This window comes from Raineyella sp. LH-20 (genome assembly GCF_033110965.1).
GTDB lineage: Bacteria > Actinomycetota > Actinomycetes > Propionibacteriales > Propionibacteriaceae > Raineyella.
In genome coordinates this window covers 2,660,319-2,678,211 of the sequence record NZ_CP137003.1, presented here as the reverse complement: position 1 = coordinate 2,678,211, position 17,893 = coordinate 2,660,319, and the positions used below count along the sequence as shown (strand labels likewise).

Genomic DNA, 17,893 nt, shown 5'->3' with positions numbered 1-17,893 from the left:
CGCAGCGAGCACTCGTTCACGCGCCGTCCCACGAAGTGACCGACTCGCGACGGAAGAAGGCGACCGTGGCCCCCGCGCCCGAACCACACACCACCACCAGCTCTGCTGACTTCGGAGCCAACGACTGGCTCATCGAGGAGATGCTCGACCGATTCCGAGCCGACCCCACATCGGTCGACGCGAGCTGGCAGGCGTTCTTCACCGCTCGAGGGGAGGCAGCATCCGCGGCCCCCGCCCAGCCAGCTCCGCGCACCCCGGCCGCTCCGACGGTGCAGGCCCCCGCTCCGGCCGCCCCCGCCCAGGTCACCCCCGTGGTGCAGGGCTCGCCGACCACCGTTCCGCCCACCCCGGCGGCGGCCTCCGACCCGGCGGTCACCGCCGCGGCGACCGCGCCGAAGTCGTCCCGCGTGGAGCGACCCAACCAGGTGCGGTCCGGTCCCCGCCCGGTCCGCTCCGGTCAGGACTCCGGTGTGCCGGCCGATCCGCCGAACCCGTCGCTGCGCCCCGATGCCGGGACCGACGAGCCGGTGCGGACGGTCATGAAGGGTGCGCCGATGCGCACCGCCAAGAACATGGATCTCTCCCTCAGCGTGCCGACCGCCACCTCGGTGCGTACGGTTCCGATGAAGCTGCTCATCGACCAGCGGTCCATGATCAACAACCACCTGCGCCGGGCGCGCGGCGGCAAGATCAGCTTCACCCACGTCATCGCGTACGCCCTGGTCCAGGCGGTGAAGTCGGTGCCGGCGATGAACAACGCCTACGACGAGACCAACGGCAAGCCCACCCTGGTGGAGAATCCGCACGTCAACCTCGGCCTGGCCATCGACCTGCCCAAGCCGGACGGCACCCGCCAACTGCTGGTGCCCAACATCAAGGCCGCCGAGACGCTCACCTTCGCCCAGTTCTGGGCCGCGTACGAGGAGCTGGTCCGCAAGGGCCGGGCCAACAAGCTCACCGTCGACGACTTCGCCGGCACCACCGTCTCGCTGACCAACCCGGGCCCGATGGGCACCCACCACTCCGTGCCGCGGCTGATGAACGGCCAGTCCGCCATCATCGGGATGGGCTCGATCGCCTACCCGCCGGAGTTCGAGGGGTCCGACCCGGAGCGCCTGGAGGAGATGGGCGTCGGCAAGATCTGCACGCTCACCTCGACGTACGACCACCGGGTGATCCAGGGCGCCCAGTCGGGTGAGTTCCTCAACCGGCTGCACAACCTGCTGCTCGGCGCCGACGACTTCTACGAGAAGATCTACGCCTCGCTCCGCATTCCGTACGCCCCGTACCAGTGGACGACCGACAAGGGCTACCAGCACGAGGATGCGATCTCCAAGCAGGTCCGTGTGATGGACCTGGTGAACGCCTACCGGACGTCCGGCCACTACCTGGCCGACACCGATCCGCTGGAGTACCACCAGCGCTCGTTCCCGGACCTCGCCCTGGAGACCCACGGCCTGTCCATCTGGGACCTCGACCGATCGTTCGCGGTCGGCGGTCTCGGCCCGGACCAGAAGCGCTTCATGAAGCTGCGCGACATCATCATCACGATGCGCGACGCGTACTCGCGCTCGGTCGGCATCGAGTACATGCACCTCGGCACGCCCGAGCAGCGCCGCTGGATCCAGGACCGGGTGGAGCGCCGCTACACCCAGATCCCCAGTGAGGAGCACCTGCGGATCCTCGACAAGCTCAACGAGGCGGAGCTGTTCGAGACCTTCCTGCAGACCAAGTACGTCGGCCAGAAGCGGTTCTCCCTCGAGGGCGGCGAGTCGGCCATCGTGGCGCTGGACGAGATCTGCGACCAGGCGGCCCAGGACGGCCTCGACGAGGTCGCCATCGGCATGCCGCACCGCGGCCGGCTCAACGTGCTGACCAACATCGTCGGCAAGTCGTACGGCTCGGTCTTCCGCGAGTTCGACGGCAACCTCGACCCCCGCTCCGTGCAGGGCTCCGGCGACGTCAAGTACCACTTGGGCGCTGAGGGCGTCTTCACCGCGATGGACGGCTCGACGATCCGCGCCTCCGTCGCCGCGAACCCCTCCCACCTGGAGGCCGTCGACCCGGTGCTGCAGGGCATCGCCCGGGCCAAGCAGGACATGCTCGACCGCAGCTACGAGTTCCCGGTGCTGCCGGTGCTGCTGCACGGCGACGCGTCGTTCGCCGGTCAGGGCGTCATCGCCGAGACCTTCCAGATGTCGCAGCTGCGCGGCTTCCGCACCGGTGGCACGATCCACATCATCGTCAACAACCAGATCGGCTTCACCACCTCGCCCGACTCCAGCCGGTCGACGTACTACTCCTCGGACATGGCCAAGGGCTACGACGTGCCGATCCTGCACGTCAACGGCGACGACCCGGAGGCCGTGGTCCGCGCCTCCCGCTTCGCGTACGAGTTCCGCCGCGAGTTCAACAAGGATGTCGTGCTGGACATCATCTGCTACCGCCGGCGCGGGCACAACGAGGGCGACGACCCGAGCTTCACCCAGCCGACGATGTACCGGATGATCGAGAACAAGCGCTCGGCCCGCAAGCTCTACGCCGAGTCGCTGATCGGCCGCGGGCTGATCTCCATCGAGGACGCCGAGGCCGTGATGGACCGGTTCCACGAGCGCCTGGAGAGTGTGTTCAAGGAGGTCCGCGAGGACAAGGGCACCGACACCGCCTACAGCACCACGCCCGACTACCCGACGAAGTCCGAGTTCGTCCAGGGCACCGCGGTCAGCCCCGAGGTGCTCAAGCGGGTCGCCGACGCGTACGTCGACTACCCGGAGGGCTTCACCCCGCACCGCAAGGTGCGGCCGCAGCTGGAGCGTCGTGCCGCCGCGATCATGCAGGGCCCGATCGACTGGGCGACCGCCGAGCTGCTCGCCATCGGCTCGGTGCTGATGGACGGTCGTACGGTCCGGATGACCGGCCAGGACACCCGACGCGGCACCTTCTCGCAGCGGTTCGCCGCCGTGATCGACTCCGAGAACGGTGACGCCTGGGTGCCGCTGAAGCACCTCACCGACGACCAGGGCAAGTTCCACGTCTTCAACTCGCTGCTCAGCGAGTACGCCGTGATGGGCTTCGAGTACGGCTACTCGGTGGCCCGCCCCGACGCCCTGGTGATGTGGGAGGCCCAGTTCGGCGACTTCGCCGACGGCGCCCAGACCATCTCCGACGAGTTCATCGCCTCGGGGATGACCAAGTGGGGCCAGAAGTCCGGCGTCGTGCTGCTGCTGCCGCACGGCTACGAGGGCCAGGGCGCGGACCACTCCTCCGCCCGGATCGAGCGGTGGCTGCAGATGTGCGCCGAGGAGAACATGGCCGTGTGTCAGCCCTCGACCCCGGCGAACTACTTCCACCTGCTGCGCCAGCACGCGCTCGTCGGCTGGCACCGCCCGCTGATCGTCCCGACGCCGAAGTCCATGCTGCGCAACAAGCTGGCCACCTCGATGCCGGAGGACTTCACCCACGGCCGGTGGGAGCACGCCCTGGCCGACCCGTCGATCACCGACCCGTCGCAGGTCGAGCAGGTGTTGATCTGCTCGGGCAAGGTGCGCTGGGAACTGGTCCACGCCCGCGACAAGAAGGGCCTCAACGGCAAGGTCGCCATCGTCACCGTGGAGCGGCTCTACCCGCTGTCCACCGAGGCGCTGCTGGCCGTGCTCGCGCCCTACCGGCACGTCGCCGACATCCGCTGGGTCCAGGACGAGCCGGTCAACCAGGGACCGTGGCCGTTCCTGCACAACCAGATGCTGCCCGACCTGGCCGCCAAGGACTCCAGCCGTGACTGGTCGGCCATCCCGGCCATCGCCCGTCCGGCCTCGGCGACCACCGCGGTCGGCAGCAAGAAGCGTCACGACGCGGAGGAGCAGGTCCTGATGGACGCCGCCTTCGCACCGCGGGGCTGACCTCGGTGTACTTCACCGATCGGGGCATCGAGGAGCTCGAGGCGCGCCGCGGGGAGGAGCAGGTCTCCTTCGCGTGGCTCGCCGAGCAGCTCCGGTTCTTCGTCGACCTCAATCCGGAGTTCGAGACCCCGGTGGAGCGCCTGGCCACCTGGCTGGCACGGCTGGACGACGAAGGCGAGGACGGTGATCCGGAGGACTGAGTCCTCCCGACCCACGTCCTCCCGACCCACGTCCGTCCGGCCCACGCAGCACGGACATCACGAAGGGGGTCCGTTCCCGATCGGGAACGGACCCCCTTGGTGGCATCCGGGTTTGTCGTATCCGGGGATCAGGGCCGGCGCGGCACCCGCGAACCGACGAGGTAGCGGGTCGACACCGGCAGCAGCACCAGGACCAGCACCAGCAGCGAGGTGAGGCCGAGCACCACCATCACCCAGGTCGTCTCCCCGCCCCGGAAGCTCCACGCGGTCGGCACCTGGATCAGCTGTGCCGCGAGCACCGGTCCACGGGCCGCCACCCGGCCGGCCAGCAGGGCGTACGCCCCGAACGCCAGGGCCACCCCCCAGGCCACCAGCAGCAACGCCGTGACCAGACCCGACACCACCCGCCCAGCCTGCAACTGACCGAGTTCGTACGCCCCGAAGGAGACGAACCCGAGGGTCTGGACCGCGAGCAGGCCGGCCACGAGACGCAGCGTGCCGGGAGCGCCACCCCAACGGGTGCGCAGGACAGAGAGGACAGAGGTCACTGGCACAGCTTAGCCCGCCCGACCACCGCACGGCGTCGAGATTGTGATTGCCATCACAAGGTCTGGTTGAATGCTCAGGAATCACCTAGACTAGCCCACGGTTTTTCCCCGGGGCCCCCGGGGGCCGGCATCCGGACCGGCCGCTTTGTCTTCCGAAATGACCGCCTCCCAGGGCGTCCGCCTCCCACGACGGCCGTTCAGGATGGGAGACGAGGGGCTTGTGCCCCTCGGGTTTCGTTGCGAAGCTTGAGGCTGTATCCGGTTCGTTGATCAGGGAGTAGGAAATCGGTATGGATTGGCGCCACGAGGCTGCCTGTTTGGACGAAGATCCCGAGCTGTTCTTCCCCATCGGCAATACCGGGCCCGCACTCCTCCAGATCGAGGAAGCGAAGAAGGTCTGCCAGCGGTGCACCGTCCGGGAGGAGTGCCTCGCCTGGGCCCTCGAGGCCGGCCAGGACCACGGTGTCTGGGGCGGGATGAGCGAGGACGAGCGTCGGGCGTTCAAGCGCCGCAAGGCCCGCTCCCGGGTCCGTACCGCCTGACCCGTTCCGGCCCCCCGGAGCTCGCTCAGAGATCGGGAGCGGGCACCCGGACCATCGCCTCGACCCCACCCTCGGGGCGGTTGCTCAGGCTGAACGTGCCGTGCATGTCGGCCACCAGCGTCTCGACGATCCCCAGCCCCAGGCTGGTGGTCCGGGCCGGATCGAAACCGTCCGGCAGTCCGTGCCCCGGGTCGAGGACCCGTACGACCAACACCCCATCGGCCCGCGTGGGCACCACCTGCACCTCCCCGGTCTGACCGCCGAGACCGTGCTCGACGGCGTTCTGACACAGCTCCGTCACCACCAGGGACAGGTTGGTGGCGACCACCGCGGAGACCTTGCCGAAGCTTCCCTCCCGGCGGACCCGGGCAGGTGACCCCGGGGTCGCGACGTCACCGACCATCGCCAGGATCCGGTCGGCGACATCGTCGAAGGCGACATCCTCGTCGAACGAGTGGGCCAGCACCTCGTGCACGGCAGCGATCGACGAGACCCGCGACATCGCCTCGGCGAGGGCCTGCTTGGCCTCCTCCGAGCTGACCCGGCGGGCCTGCATCCGCAGCAGCGCCGAGACGGTCTGCAGGTTGTTCTTCACCCGGTGGTGGATCTCCCGGATCGTGGCGTCCTTGGTGATCAGCTGCTGGTCCAGCCGATGGATCTGGGTGATGTCGCGCAGCAGCACACACGCGCCCGCGGAGCCTCCGTCGGCGTTGCGCAGCGGGGTGAAGCGGAACCGCAGGGCGACGCTCTCCACGGTCACCTCCCGCTCCACCGCCTCCCGTCCGGTGAGCAGTCGGTGCAGTTCCTCGTCGCCGCCGAGCTCGTCGCGGAAGCTGATCGGGGTCGCGGCGACGATGTCGCCCAGGTGGCCCGCGCGACGGTACGCCGAGACCGCGTTGGGCGTGGCGTAGCGGTACTCGCCCTGCGGGCCGATCCACATCAACCCGTCGCCGACCCGCGGCGATCGGGTCGGGTGCGACCGGGTCCCGGGCAGCGGGAACTCACCGCGCAGCAGCATCTCCCGCAGCACCTCGGCGATGGCGATGTAGGCATCCTCCAGGGCACCGTTGGCCCGTACGCCCATCTGGTTGGTGTGCTGCTCCACGACGGCGATCACCTTGCCGTCCTGGACCAGCGGGACGGCGTGCATGTCGACCGGGATGCCGCTGGCCAGCTTGTTGTCGCTGGTCTCGCAACTCTCCGCCGACCAGTACGCCTGCAGCGCGAGCGAGTCCGGGTCATAGCGGACGACGTCACCGACGACGTCGTCGAGCAGGGCGGTGGGGCCGGTGGTCGGCCGGATCTGGGCGACCGCCCACATCTGGTTGGGGTCGCGGTCGGGCACCCAGAGGATGAGGTCGGAGAACGAGAGGTCGGCGAGCAGGTGCCACTCGTTCACCAGTGATCGCAGCCACTCGACGGACCGGGGATCCAGGTCGGTATGGGTCGCGAGGAGGGTGGACATCTGCGGCATGGGCACAGCCTACGCGTCCACGTCCGGACGACCCTGCGTCCCCCGCCGGGGGACCCGCCGGGGCCACCCGCGCCGGGACGGATTTGCCGTGAGGGGGGTGGGACGTGCGAAAATGCCGTGTTGTCCTGTACCGGCGGCGACTCCGTCGACGTCGGCCGGGGTCGACGACCGCCATCGCACACCACAGGGAGGCCCTCATGGGTAAGACCGGCCGCAAGCGCCGCGCGCGTCGCAAGAAGGGCGCCAACCACGGCAAGCGCCCCAACGCCTGAGTCCCAGGCCGAGACCGCACCAGCCCCCGACGATCGTCGCTGACGATCCGGGGGCTGGTCCGTTCTCCGGGGTGCTGGTCTCTCCGGAGTGCTGGGGTGGCGCCGCTCGGGCGTTCACTCGGCGGCGGGGCCTCGCTCGGTCGCCGTGGGGTCCTCGACCGGTGGGGGCGACGGGCGGTAGGTGGTGCGGACCAGGGTCCCGGTTACCGTCGTCCGTCGGACCAGCACCCCTGCGGCGTCGTGCATCGTGGTGGAGATGGTGGTCCGGGTCGCGTTGACGGTCACCTCGGCTCCGGAACCGCACTGCGCCACGACGGCCGCCCAGACCCGTTCCCGTAGTCCGGTCGGAGCCGCCGGATTCTGGGCACAGCTGCGGTGCAGCAGGCCCTTGACCGTCCGCTGGATCCGGTAGACGTCCTCGCAGTCCGGGCAGGCCGCCAGGTGGGCACGGACGGCGGCCGCGACGTCGACGTCCAACTCGCCGTCGAGGAAGGCGCAGATCAGGTCACGACTGGCCCGGCAGTCCATCTCGGTCATGACTCTTCCTCCCGGGAGCGTCCCAGGCCCCGCTCGTGGGCGTAGTCCGCCAACAGGTCACGCAGTTGCTTGCGGCCACGGTTGATCCGACTCATCACCGTGCCGATCGGAGTGCCCATGATCTCGGCGATCTCCTTGTAGGAGAATCCCTCGACGTCGGCCAGGTAGACCGCCATCCGACGCTCCGGACTCAGCTGAGCCAGCGCATCGCTGACGTCGCCGTCCGGGATCCGCTCCATCGCCTCGGTCTCAGCCGATTTCAGCCCGGTCGAGTCGTGGTCGGCGGCCCGGGCGATCTGCCAGTCCTCGACCTCCTCACCGCCGCTGATCTGGGGGCGCCGCTGTTGCTTGCGGTAGGCGTTGATGTAGCTGTTGGTGAGGATGCGGTAGAGCCACGCCTTGATATTGGTGCCGGGGCGGAACTGGTGGAACGACGCGAACGCCTTCGCGTACGCGTCCTGCACCACGTCCTCGGCGTCGGCGGCGTTGCGGGTCATCCGCAGCGCCGCGCCATACAGCTGGTCGAGGTAGGGCATCGCCTCGCGCTCGAACCGGGCCGCACGCTCCTCCGGGGTCTCGGTGGCCGGGTCGATCCCGGCGACGTCGGCGTCCGGCGGGGCCACGAGGGCTGACCCGCCGGCAGGCGCCTCGTCGGCGGGTCCGTCGGTCTGGGGCTCGATCATCGGTACCGAGCCTAGCCGCATCCGTACCACCGCGGCCGGAAGGGGCCGCAGCGTCGCAGGGTCGAGGAGGGCTGTGCTCACGCTGTCTGGAACGGTCCGACGGGCCGGTCTATTCCCCCTGCCCCTCGTCGTCGGCCGGTGCCTCGTCGTCGACCGGCAGCGGCGCCACCAGGTCGGGGGTGTTGTTGGAGACCTTGCCGACCGCGGCCGACACCGGGTGCCCGGTGATCCCGGCGCCGGGATCACCCGTCAGCAGTCCGGCGATCTGCTCACGGTCCTGCAGGTCACGGTCGAGCCAGGCGTCGTACACCTCGGGACGGACCGTCACCGGCATCCGGTCGTGGATCCGGCCCAGCTCGTCGGTCGCGGCGGTGGTCAGCAGGGTGCAGGTGACCAGCACCCGCGCCGGATCGTCCGTGGCGAGTCGGTCGTCGAACCAGACCTCCCACAGCCCAGCCATCGCCAGCGGCCGTCCGTCGGTGCGATGGATGAACCACGGCCGGCGCCCGGAGCCCACCTTCTCCCACTCGTAGAAGCCGTCGGCCGGCACCAGGCAGCGCCGCCGCAGGTAGGCCGACCGGAAGCTCGGCTTGTCGCCCGCCGTCTCGGCGCGGGCGTTGATCAGCCGGGCCCCGCCCCGGGTGTCCTTCGCCCAGGACGGCACCAGGCCCCACCGCATCGGCACCAGGGAACGTACGTCGTGGCGCTCGACCACCGCCCGCACGACATCCGTCGGCGCCACGTTCCAGGACGGTCCGGGCACCCCCTCGGCGACCTCGACGACGCCGAACTCCTCGACGAGTTCGTCCACCTCGGCACTCGATGCGTACCTGCCACACATGTCCTCACCGTAACGGCGTGGCCCGGTTGGTCTCCAGACCCGTCGGCAGTAAGAATGGGGCATGGCTTTTTCGCGCGCAGTGGCCCGGACGATGCTGGCGAGCGTCTTCATCTCCCAGGGCGTCAAGGCCGTCACCGACCCCGATTCCACCTCCGTCCAGGCCGAGATGTTGCGCGACCGGATCGCCCCGCTGCTCCGACGGGTCGCCCCCGACCCGATCGCCGAGCGGGTGCCGGACGACACCGTGACGTGGGCCCGGCTCCGCGGCGTCGCCCAGGTGCTCGGCGGCATCGGTCTGTCCACCGGGATCGGCCGTCGCTACGGCGCCCTGGTGCTGGCCGCCTGCAACCTGCAGGACCTGATCGCCACCGGGAGCCTCGGCCGCAAGGCGTTCACCGACCCCGACGTGCTCGCCAAGGTGGCGCTGACCGGCGGCGTGTTGCTGGCCGCACAGGACACCGAGGGCCGTCCGGGACTCGGCTACCGCTCCCACCGGGCGTGCGGGCGTCCGCAGTCCGCCGGTCGTACGTCCCGCACGGTCGGCAAGGCCGACCGGAAGGCCGCCCTCAAGGCCACCCGTACGTCCGCCCGCGGTGGCCGCGGAGACGTACGCGCAGCCGCGACGGAGACGAAGTCCCGCCTTGCCTCGTGACTCCATGGATGCGAGTGCTTTGACCACCGAAGGCTTCTGGGCGGCCCCGAAACTGCGCCACGCGCTCGACCGCGAGGTCGTCATCCCCGGGTCGAAGTCGGCGACCGCACGGGCACTGGTGGTGGCCGCACTGTCCGACGGCCCCTCCAGCATCACCGGCGGTCTCGACGCCCGCGACACCCAGTTGATGCGCGACGCGCTGCGTTCGCTCGGGGTGCGGATCCACACCAGTTTCGTCGACGACACCGGGGAGGAGGAAGCCTTCGGCTGCTTGTGCGCCCAGAAGTCGCGTCCCCTGACCTCGGCGGTGTGGCGGGTGCTGCCACCGCGTCGGTTCGTCAGCACCGGGGACATCGACTGCGGCCTGGCCGGGACGGTGGCGCGCTTCGTGCTGCCGATCGCCGCGATGGCGGAGGGACGGACCTACATCCACGGTGACGAGGCGATGTCCGCCCGTCCGATCCGCCCCTTGCTCGATACACTGATCGACCTCGGCGCCGGGGTCCCCGACCAGGCGGTGGCGATCCCGCTGACCATCACCGGGCGTCCGGACCTGCCCGGCGGACCGGCGATCATCGACTCCAGCACCTCCAGCCAGTTCGTCTCCGGCCTGCTGCTGAGCGCCGCCCGGTTCCGCGACGGCATCGACCTGCGCCATGTCGGCCCGACGCTGCCGTCGCTCCCCCACATCCAGATGACCGTCGACATCCTGCGCGACCACGGCGTGCAGGTGAGCCAGCCGGAGCCGGCGCGCTGGATCGTCGCACCCGGCCCGATCCGGGCCGGTGACATCGCGATCGAGCCGGACCTGTCCACCGCCGCCCCGTTCCTCGCCGCGGCCGTCCTGACCGACGGCACCATCCGGGTCCCGTACTGGCCGCTGGAGACCAACCAGCCGGGCGCCCTGCTGCTGCCGCTGCTGGAGCAGCTCGGCGCGCGGGTGCACCTGCAGCCGTCCGGCGACGGGCGCACCGGCACCCTGACGGTCTCCGGCCCGGGGCACTGGGACATCGACGGTTTCGACATCGACCTGTCCGACGCCAGCGAGCTCACCCCGGTGGTGGCGGCGATCGGCGCCCTCGCCAACGGGCCCACCCGGATCCGCGGGGTCGGTCACATCCGCGGTCACGAGACCGATCGACTGGCCGCCCTGGAGGCCGATTTCCGCAGCCTCGGCGCCAATGTCGAGCAGACCCTGGACGGTCTCGCGTTCCGGCCGGCGGTGCTGCACGGCGGCCCGTGGGGCGCGTACGCCGACCATCGGATGGCACAGGCCGGGGCGCTGCTCGGCCTGGTGGTGTCCGGGGTGATGATCGACGACATCGGCTGCACCTCCAAGACGATGCCGAGCTTCCCCGCCGCCTGGTGGTCGCTGGCGACCGGAAGCGGCCGGTGACGCCGCGCTACGGGATCCGGGCCGACGAGCACGCCGGCTTCGACCGGCCGGGCAAGGGCAGCCGGCCGCGGACCAAGGATCGGCCGGACTACTCGGTCAAGCCGATCGGCCGGGTGATCGGCATCGACCGGGGCCGCTACGCCTGCATCCTGGAGGATCGGCAGGCGCAGGTGCCCGCCGCCGCGGCCCAGGTGACCGCGACCAAGGCGCGGGTGCTGGGCCGCAAGGGTGTCATCGTCGGCGACCGGGTCCACCTGGACGGCGACGTCTCCGGCGAGGAGGGCACCTTGGCCCGGATCGTCGAGGTGCTGGAGCGGACCAGCGTGTTGCGGCGGACGGCCGACGACGACGATCCGTACGAGCGCCCGATCGTCGCCAACGCCGACCAGCTGGTGATCGTCACCGCGCTGGCCGATCCGCCGCCGCGCACCGGGATGATCGACCGCATCCTGGTCGCCGGGTACGACGCCGGGATCCACCCTCTGTTGTGCCTGACCAAGGCCGACCTGGCCTCCCCCGACGAGCTGCGGGCAGCGTACGAACCGCTCGGGGTGCCGGTCGTGGTGATCGACCCCGAGGCGTCCCTGGCGCCGCTGCAGGCGGAGCTGGCCGGCCGCACCAGCGTCCTGGTCGGCCACTCCGGGGTGGGCAAGTCGACCCTGGTCAATCGACTGATCCCGGCGGCGGACCGGCAGACCGGCCAGGTGAACGCGGTGACCGGCCGAGGCCGGCACACCTCCACCTCGGCGGTCGCGCTGGAACTGCCCGAGCACGCCGGCTGGGTGATCGACACCCCGGGCGTACGATCCTTCGGGCTGTCCCATGTGCGTCCCGAAGCGATCATCGAGGCCTTCCCCGACCTGGCCGAGCACGCCCTCGACTGTCCTCGAGGCTGCACCCACGAGGAGGGCGCCCCGGACTGTGGTCTGGATGCGGCGGTCGCCGCCGGCGCGGTCTCGCAGGTGCGGGTGGCGTCCTACCGACGGATGCTGGCCCACCGCCACGACCGCGGCTGATCGGTACGGTCGGCGCCGGCCGTCCACAGCGGCAGGCGACGTTCGCCGATACGCTGGGCCCCATGAGCGCGACGTCCTCCCCTGCCTTCCCCGCCAACGACGACCTCGGGGTGGCGCTGCTGCTGGCCGATGCCGCGGACAAGATCTCGCTGGCCCGCTTCCTCGCTCTCGACCTGGAGGTGGCCACCAAGCCCGACCTGACGCCGGTCAGCGATGCGGACCTGGCCGTCGAGGACGAGTTGCGGGAGCTGCTGGCCGGGCTGCGGCCCGAGGACGCGGTGCACGGGGAGGAGCGGGCGGACACCGGGCACGCCCGTCGCCGGTGGATCATCGACCCGATCGACGGCACCAAGAACTACGTCCGCGGCGTGCCGGTGTGGGCCACCCTGATCGCGCTGATGGACGGGCCCGACGTGGTCACCGCCGCGGTCAGCGCACCGGCCCTCGGCCGACGCTGGTGGGCGGCGCGTGGCGAGGGCGCCTGGACCCGGGTGCTCGGCCGGCACGCGGCGCCCTGCCGGGTCTCGGCCGTCGGCGAGCTGCGTGACGCCTCGCTGTCGTTCTCCTCGCTGGCCGGGTGGTTCGACCTCGAGCGGGGCGACCGTTTCGTGCAGCTGACCCGCGACATCTGGCGGGTGCGTGGGTTCGGCGACTTCTGGTCGTACATGCTGGTCGCCGAGGGGGCGGTCGACGTGGCCGCGGAGCCCGACCTGGAGCTGCACGACATGGCCGCCTGCAGCCTGATCGTCACCGAGGCCGGCGGCCGGTTCACCAACCTCGACGGACAGGACGGCCCGGTGGGCCGCAGCGCCGTCGCCTCCAACGGGCTGCTCCACCGGGCCGTCCTGTCGCGTCTGGGCTGACGCCGGCCGGATCTGGCCGGATCAGCCGATGGTCGCCAGCCGGATCGTCTCCGGCATCTCCAGCAGGCCGTCGATCAGGTCACGGTCCAGCGGGGTCAGCGTGTCGGTCACCACGTAGCCGAGCTCGCCGCGGGTGGACAGCTGCTGGCGCTCGATGTTGACGCCGTGCTCGCCGAGCACACCGTTGACCTTGGCCAGCACGCCCGGCACGTTCTTGTGCAGGTGCAGCAGGCGGGCGTGGTCGACGTGGCTGTCGATGTGCAGCTGCGGCATGTTGACCGACATGTTCGTCGAGCCCGAGCGTACGTAGTCGAGCAGCTTGCCCGAGACGAAGTGGCCGATGTCCTCCTGGGCCTCCTGGGTCGACCCACCGACGTGCGGGGTGAGGATGACGTTCGGAATGCCCTGCAACACCGAGGTGAAGGGCTCGCCGTTCTTCTTCGGCTCCTCGGGGAAGACGTCGACGGCGGCACCGGCGAGGTGGCCCGACAGCAGGTTGTCACGCAGCGCGTCGAGGTCGACGACGAAACCACGGCACAGGTTGAGGAACAGTGCCCGGTCGCGCATCATCGCGAACTCCTCGGCACCGAAGAGATTGGTGTTCTCCTCGCGGCCGTCGACGTGCAGGCTGACCACCTCGGCGGTCTCCAGCAGCTGCTGCAGCGAGGTGCACTTGTGCGCGTTGCCCAGCGCCAGCCGGTCGACGACGTCGTAGAAGTACACCTGCATGCCCATCGCCTCGGCGATCACCGACAGCTGCGAGCCGATGTTGCCGTAGCCGACGATGCCGAGCTTGCGGCCGCGGACCTCGTGCGAGCCCTTGGCCGACTTGTTCCACTCGCCGCGGTGCAGCTCGGCGCTGCGGTCGGTGAGGTGGCGGGCCATCCCGATGATCTCGGCGATGGCCAGCTCGACGACCGAGCGGGTGTTGGAGTACGGCGCGTTGAACACGGCGGTGGCGGTGTCGGTGGCCGCCGCCAGGTCGATCTGGTTCGTGCCGATGCAGAACGCACCGACCGCCATCAGATCGGGACGCGCCTCGAGGACGCGGCGGGTCACCTGGGTCTTGGAGCGGATGCCGAGCAGGTCGACGCCGTCCAACGCGGCGATGAGCTCCGCCTCGTCCATCGCGCCCTTCTCGAGCCGGACGTCCATCCCGAACCCCTCGAGGGCCTGGACCGCTGACTGGTGGATGTTCTCCAGAAGAAGTGCCTTCACGCTCACGGAGTCTAGGAGGACGGCAGGTGGAACACGACCCTCCGCTCATATCAAAAAGGTATTAGCGCTCTGACAAGCGAAAATGATGGCCGTACCGAACACTCCGGCAGAACAGTCGCCGCTCGGGTCACTCCGGCGGGGGTCACTCCGGCGGGGGTCACTCCGGCAGGCGCGGGACGGCGGCCAGCAGCTCGCGGGTGTACGGGTGGCGCGGGGCGCTCCAGACCTGCTCGGCCGGGCCGTCCTCCACCACCCGGCCCGCGGTCATCACCACCACCCGCTCGCACAGGTGGCGGACGACCGCGAGGTCGTGGCTGACGAACACCAGGGTCAGGCCCTCGGCGGCCACCAGGTCGCTGATCAGGTTGAGCACCTGCGCACGGACCGACACGTCCAGCGCGGACACCGGCTCGTCCGCGATCAGCACCTCCGGCCGCGGCGCCAGTGCCCGGGCCAGTGCGATCCGCTGGCGCTGCCCGCCGCTGAACTCGTGCGGGAACCGCCTCGCGTCGGCGGGATCGAGACCGACCTGGCACATCACCTCGGCGAGCCGGGCGCGCCGGTCGGTGGGCACCGCGGCACGGCCCCGTACGCGCCGGGACCGCAGCGGTTCGGTGATGGCGTCACCGACGGTCATCCGCGGATCGAGGGACGTCCGAGGATCCTGGAAGACCATCTGCACCGAGGCCCGCAGGAAGCCGAGCCGTCGCTCGGGACGGTCGGCCAGCTCGGTGCCGCGAAAGGTGATGGTGCCGCTGGTGGGCCGGTCGAGTGCGGCCATCATCCGGATCAGGGTGGACTTGCCCGACCCCGACTCCCCCACGATGCCGAGGCGTTCGCCGCGGCGTACGTCGAAGGTGACGTGGTCGACCGCCGCCTGCTCGGCACGGCCGTAGCGCCGGACCACGTCGGCCACCCGGTAGAGCGGCCCCTCACCGACGGTGATGTCCTCCGGGGTGCTCATGGCGTCCCTCCTGGTCGGCCCGGCACCCGGGCGCGGTGGTGCCAGTCGTCCGGCACACCCTCGAGTCCGTCGAGCGGCGCGGTCCGGTCGAAGTGGTCGGCGACGGTGGGCAGCCGAGCACCGGGGGCGATCCGGTCGAGGCGACCGGTGGCGACCAGTCCGCGGGTGTAGGGATGCCACGGGTCGGCGAGCACCTCCGGCAGCGGCCCGGCCTCCACCAGGTATCCGTCCACCATCACCATCACCACGTCGACGACCCGGGCCAGCACGGCCAGGTCGTGGGTGATGAACAGCGTCGCAGCGTGGTGCTCGGCGAAGTGACGGTCGAGGACGCCGAGCACGGTCGCCTGGGAGGTGACGTCGAGTGCGGTGGTCGGCTCGTCGCAGATCGTCAGCATCGGGTCGTTGACCAGCGCCATCGCGATCAGCACCCGCTGGCGTTGTCCGCCGGAGAGCTGGTGGGGATAGCTGTCGGCGATCCGGTCCACCTGCGGCAGCGCGACCGTCCGCAGCATCTCCAGCACCCGGGCGCGGGTGTCGCCGCCGCGGTGGCCGTGCAGGGCGACCAGTTCGCCGAGCTGGCGCCCGATCCGCATCGTCGGGTCGAGCGCGGTCATCGGCTCCTGGAAGATCATGCTGTACGTGTCGCCGCGCAGTCGGGAGAGCCGCCGGTCGGTCGCGGTGGTGACCTCCACGGTCTGCTGCGCTCCGCCCACCGGGTCGCCGCCCACCGGGTCGCCGTCTGCCGAGCTCGGGACGCTGAGCCGGATGCTGCCGCTGACCCGCGCGGTCTCCGGCAACAGGCCGAGCAGGGCCAGTCCGGTGACGGACTTGCCGGAGCCGGACTCGCCGATCAGGCCGACCCGTTGTCCGGGCGCGATGCTGAACGACAGGCCGTGCACCACCTCGCGGCCGCGTCGGCCGAAGCCGATCCGCAGATCGCGCACCTGCACCAGTGGTCCGGTCATCGGACCGCCTCCCGCAGCCGGGGGTCCAGCAGGTCGCGCAGGCCGTCACCGAGCAGGTTGAAGCCGAGCACCGCCAGGCCGATCGCCAGGCCGGGCCACACCGCCAGCATCGGGTCGGTGTAGAGGTAGGCCTGCGCCTCGTTGAGCATCCGGCCCCAGGTCGGCGTCGGCAGCGGGGTCGACAGGCCGAGGTAGCTGAGCGCCGCTTCGGAGAGGATCGACATGCCGAAGGCCATCGACGCCTGCACCGCCACCACCGGGGCGATGTTGGGCAGTACGTGCCGGGTGGCGATGCCGACCGGCCCGGTGCCGGCGCCGCGGGCCGCCAGGACGAAGTCGGACACCATCACCTGGAGCGTGGCCGCGCGGGCGACCCGCAGGAACGGCGGGATGTTCGCCACGCCGATCGCCACCATCGCGGTCGCAGTGGAACCGCCGAACACCGCGGCCACCATGATGGCCAGCAGCATCGCCGGGAAGGCGTAGAGGATGTCACCGGCCCGCATCACCAGGCCGGACACCCAGCCGGTGCGGGCGCCCTCCCCCCGGCGGACCGCACCGGAACCGGCCAGCACCCCCAGCGGGACGCCGATGACCGCGGCGATCGCGACCGCGACGACGCCGACCGCCACAGCGATCCGGGCACCGACCATGATCCGCGACAGGATGTCGATGCCGTAGCCGTCGGTGCCGAGCCAGTGCGCCGGCCCGGGCGGCGCCAGCAGGTCGCCGGGCACCACGGCCACCGGATCGTACGGCGTCGCGACCAGCGAGACGAGGGCGGTGAGCAGGGTGGCGGTGACCAGCACGGCCCCGGCCACCAACGAGGCACGCTTCATCCGCGATCCCGCCCCTCGGAACGCAGCCGCGGGTCGAGCAGGGCGTACGACAGGTCGACCAGGGCGTTGATCGCCAGCACCGCGACGACCAGCAGCAGCACGATGCCCTGCACCACCATCAGGTCGCGCTGGGCCACCGCATCGAGGAGCAGCCGGCCGAGTCCGGGCAATGCGAAGACCGACTCGATGATGATCGCCCCGGCCAACAGGGTGGCCAGTTGCAGGCCGATCACGGTCACCACCGGCAGCGCGACGTTGCGCAGGCCGTGCCGCAGCAACGCCGGCACCGTACGCCAGCCGCCGGCCCGGGCGGTGCGGTAGTAGTCCTCCCTGAGCACCTCGATCGTCGCGGATCGTACGTAGCGGGCGAGCACCGAGGCCTGGACGAGGGCCAGGGAGACGACCGGAAGCACCATGTGGGCGGCCCAGCCGCCGATGCCGTCGGCGAGCGGGAGGTAGCCGTTGGCCGGCAGCCAGCCGAGCCGGACGGCGAACACCAGGCTGGCCAGGATGCCGAGCCAGAAACCCGGCACCGCCAGACCGACCTGGGAGAGCGCGGACACGGCGAACCCGTCGGCGTGCCGGCGCCGGACCGCGGCCCACATCCCGGCCGGCACCGCCAGCAGCACGGCCAACAGCATCGCCAGGCCGACCAGCCACCCGGTCACCTCCAACCGCGGGACCACCTGGGAGAGCACCGGCTCGCCGGTGAGGTAGGACCGGCCGAGGTCGCCGTGCAGCAGCCCGCCCAGCCAGAACAGGTAGCGCACCGGCCAGGGTCGGTCGAGGCCGAAGTCGTGCTGCAGCCGGGCCACCGCGTCCGGGGTCGCCTGGACACCGAGCACCACCTGGGCGACGTTGCCGGGCAGCGCGGAGCCGACCCAGAACACCAGCACCGAGGCCACCAGGACGCTCACCAGGAACACCGCCAGGCGTCGCACCACCCGCAGCGGCAGGCCGGACACCGGTGTGGACACCACC

General features: G+C 70.9%; 18 protein-coding genes. 8 read left to right on the top strand and 10 right to left on the bottom strand.

All coding sequences use genetic code 11. From position 1 onward, the window contains the following. The first annotated feature begins 65 nt into the window (after positions 1-65). Both R0146_RS11755 and R0146_RS11750 read left to right on the top strand, forming a co-directional pair. A complete protein-coding gene (locus tag R0146_RS11755) occupies positions 66-3,899 on the top strand; it encodes a multifunctional oxoglutarate decarboxylase/oxoglutarate dehydrogenase thiamine pyrophosphate-binding subunit/dihydrolipoyllysine-residue succinyltransferase subunit (protein ID WP_317689894.1) in 3,834 nt (1,277 codons plus the stop codon). A 5-nt stretch (positions 3,900-3,904) separates the two neighbouring features. After that, a complete protein-coding gene (locus tag R0146_RS11750) occupies positions 3,905-4,099 on the top strand; it encodes a DUF6104 family protein (protein ID WP_317689892.1) in 195 nt (64 codons plus the stop codon). 128 nt (positions 4,100-4,227) lie between these two features. Here the strand turns inward: R0146_RS11750 and R0146_RS11745 are convergent, their stop codons facing one another. Next, entirely contained in the window at positions 4,228-4,647 is a 420-nt protein-coding gene (locus R0146_RS11745) for a hypothetical protein (protein ID WP_317689890.1), read from the bottom strand. Positions 4,648-4,937: 290 nt separating this feature from the next. Here R0146_RS11745 and R0146_RS11740 point away from each other — a divergent pair, with 290 nt between their 5' ends. Continuing rightward, positions 4,938-5,189 carry a WhiB family transcriptional regulator gene (locus tag R0146_RS11740; protein WP_153572968.1) on the top strand — a complete coding sequence of 84 codons (252 nt, stop codon included), beginning with the start codon at positions 4,938-4,940 and terminating at the stop codon, positions 5,187-5,189. A 25-nt stretch (positions 5,190-5,214) separates the two neighbouring features. Here the strand turns inward: R0146_RS11740 and R0146_RS11735 are convergent, their stop codons facing one another. Further along, on the bottom strand, positions 5,215-6,663 hold the full coding sequence (locus tag R0146_RS11735) for a sensor histidine kinase (protein WP_317689886.1): 1,449 nt from the start codon (positions 6,661-6,663) through the stop codon (positions 5,215-5,217). 197 nt (positions 6,664-6,860) lie between these two features. Between R0146_RS11735 and R0146_RS16185 the strand changes: the two genes are divergently transcribed. Further along, a complete protein-coding gene (locus R0146_RS16185) occupies positions 6,861-6,935 on the top strand; it encodes a 50S ribosomal protein bL37 (RefSeq protein WP_369797015.1) in 75 nt (24 codons plus the stop codon). A 114-nt stretch (positions 6,936-7,049) separates the two neighbouring features. On the opposite strand, the gene R0146_RS11730 is transcribed toward R0146_RS16185, so the two are convergent. From R0146_RS11730 to R0146_RS11720, 3 genes are all read right to left on the bottom strand, one after another. Further along, positions 7,050-7,472: a zf-HC2 domain-containing protein gene (locus tag R0146_RS11730; RefSeq protein WP_317689884.1), complete on the bottom strand. Its 423-nt coding sequence runs from the start codon at positions 7,470-7,472 to the stop codon at positions 7,050-7,052. Further along, on the bottom strand, positions 7,469-8,155 hold the full coding sequence (locus R0146_RS11725; protein WP_317689882.1) for a sigma-70 family RNA polymerase sigma factor: 687 nt from the start codon (positions 8,153-8,155) through the stop codon (positions 7,469-7,471). Before R0146_RS11725 ends, R0146_RS11730 begins: the two co-directional genes overlap by 4 nt. Before the next feature lie 109 nt (positions 8,156-8,264). After that, positions 8,265-8,996, bottom strand: coding sequence for an SOS response-associated peptidase (locus tag R0146_RS11720; RefSeq protein ID WP_317689880.1), 732 nt, complete (start codon positions 8,994-8,996; stop codon positions 8,265-8,267). 61 nt (positions 8,997-9,057) lie between these two features. On the opposite strand from R0146_RS11720, the gene R0146_RS11715 reads away from it, so the two are divergent. The 4 genes from R0146_RS11715 to R0146_RS11700 all read left to right on the top strand — a co-directional run bounded on the left by R0146_RS11715 (position 9,058) and on the right by R0146_RS11700 (position 12,923). Continuing rightward, on the top strand, positions 9,058-9,648 hold the full coding sequence (locus R0146_RS11715; RefSeq protein ID WP_317689878.1) for a DoxX family membrane protein: 591 nt from the start codon (positions 9,058-9,060) through the stop codon (positions 9,646-9,648). A 4-nt stretch (positions 9,649-9,652) separates the two neighbouring features. Beyond that, positions 9,653-11,044: a 3-phosphoshikimate 1-carboxyvinyltransferase gene (aroA, locus tag R0146_RS11710; protein ID WP_317689876.1), complete on the top strand. Its 1,392-nt coding sequence runs from the start codon at positions 9,653-9,655 to the stop codon at positions 11,042-11,044. Continuing rightward, complete coding sequence (gene rsgA, locus R0146_RS11705) at positions 11,041-12,060, top strand: ribosome small subunit-dependent GTPase A (RefSeq protein WP_317689874.1); 1,020 nt, start codon at positions 11,041-11,043, stop codon at positions 12,058-12,060. Before aroA ends, rsgA begins: the two co-directional genes overlap by 4 nt. 62 nt (positions 12,061-12,122) lie before the next feature. After that, complete coding sequence (locus R0146_RS11700; RefSeq protein WP_317689872.1) at positions 12,123-12,923, top strand: inositol monophosphatase family protein; 801 nt, start codon at positions 12,123-12,125, stop codon at positions 12,921-12,923. Between the two features lie 21 nt (positions 12,924-12,944). Here R0146_RS11700 and serA read toward each other — a convergent pair whose 3' ends face one another. The 5 genes from serA to R0146_RS11675 form a co-directional block, all read right to left on the bottom strand. Further along, positions 12,945-14,141, bottom strand: a complete 1,197-nt coding sequence (serA, locus tag R0146_RS11695) for a phosphoglycerate dehydrogenase (protein ID WP_317689869.1) — start codon at positions 14,139-14,141, stop codon at positions 12,945-12,947. A gap of 157 nt (positions 14,142-14,298) precedes the next feature. Continuing rightward, positions 14,299-15,105 (bottom strand): ABC transporter ATP-binding protein, encoded by an 807-nt coding sequence (locus tag R0146_RS11690; protein ID WP_317689867.1) that lies wholly within the window; start codon positions 15,103-15,105, stop codon positions 14,299-14,301. After that, a complete protein-coding gene (locus R0146_RS11685) occupies positions 15,102-16,073 on the bottom strand; it encodes an ATP-binding cassette domain-containing protein (protein ID WP_411567147.1) in 972 nt (323 codons plus the stop codon). The genes R0146_RS11690 and R0146_RS11685 overlap by 4 nt, the downstream gene beginning before the upstream one ends. Further along, positions 16,070-16,912 (bottom strand): ABC transporter permease, encoded by an 843-nt coding sequence (locus R0146_RS11680; RefSeq protein WP_317689865.1) that lies wholly within the window; start codon positions 16,910-16,912, stop codon positions 16,070-16,072. Before R0146_RS11680 ends, R0146_RS11685 begins: the two co-directional genes overlap by 4 nt. Continuing rightward, the gene (locus R0146_RS11675; protein ID WP_411567146.1) at positions 16,909-17,889 is read right to left on the bottom strand and encodes an ABC transporter permease; all 981 of its coding nucleotides are present in this window, start codon (positions 17,887-17,889) and stop codon (positions 16,909-16,911) included. Before R0146_RS11675 ends, R0146_RS11680 begins: the two co-directional genes overlap by 4 nt. Positions 17,890-17,893: the final 4 nt, after the last annotated feature.

Excerpts from the sequence above, each read along its gene's own strand:
- R0146_RS11735 (WP_317689886.1), bottom strand. The coding sequence starts at position 6,663 with ATGCCGCAGATGTCCACCCTCCTCGCGACCCATACCGACCTGGATCCC.
- R0146_RS11725 (WP_317689882.1), bottom strand. The coding sequence starts at position 8,155 with ATGATCGAGCCCCAGACCGACGGACCCGCCGACGAGGCGCCTGCCGGC.
- aroA (WP_317689876.1), top strand. The coding sequence starts at position 9,653 with ATGGATGCGAGTGCTTTGACCACCGAAGGCTTCTGGGCGGCCCCGAAA.
- R0146_RS11690 (WP_317689867.1), bottom strand. The coding sequence starts at position 15,105 with ATGAGCACCCCGGAGGACATCACCGTCGGTGAGGGGCCGCTCTACCGG.
- R0146_RS11740 (WP_153572968.1), top strand. The coding sequence starts at position 4,938 with ATGGATTGGCGCCACGAGGCTGCCTGTTTGGACGAAGATCCCGAGCTG.
- R0146_RS11720 (WP_317689880.1), bottom strand. The coding sequence starts at position 8,996 with ATGTGTGGCAGGTACGCATCGAGTGCCGAGGTGGACGAACTCGTCGAG.
- R0146_RS11685 (WP_411567147.1), bottom strand. The coding sequence starts at position 16,073 with ATGACCGGACCACTGGTGCAGGTGCGCGATCTGCGGATCGGCTTCGGC.
- R0146_RS11700 (WP_317689872.1), top strand. The coding sequence starts at position 12,123 with ATGAGCGCGACGTCCTCCCCTGCCTTCCCCGCCAACGACGACCTCGGG.
- R0146_RS11715 (WP_317689878.1), top strand. The coding sequence starts at position 9,058 with ATGGCTTTTTCGCGCGCAGTGGCCCGGACGATGCTGGCGAGCGTCTTC.
- R0146_RS11680 (WP_317689865.1), bottom strand. The coding sequence starts at position 16,912 with ATGAAGCGTGCCTCGTTGGTGGCCGGGGCCGTGCTGGTCACCGCCACC.
- R0146_RS11730 (WP_317689884.1), bottom strand. The coding sequence starts at position 7,472 with ATGACCGAGATGGACTGCCGGGCCAGTCGTGACCTGATCTGCGCCTTC.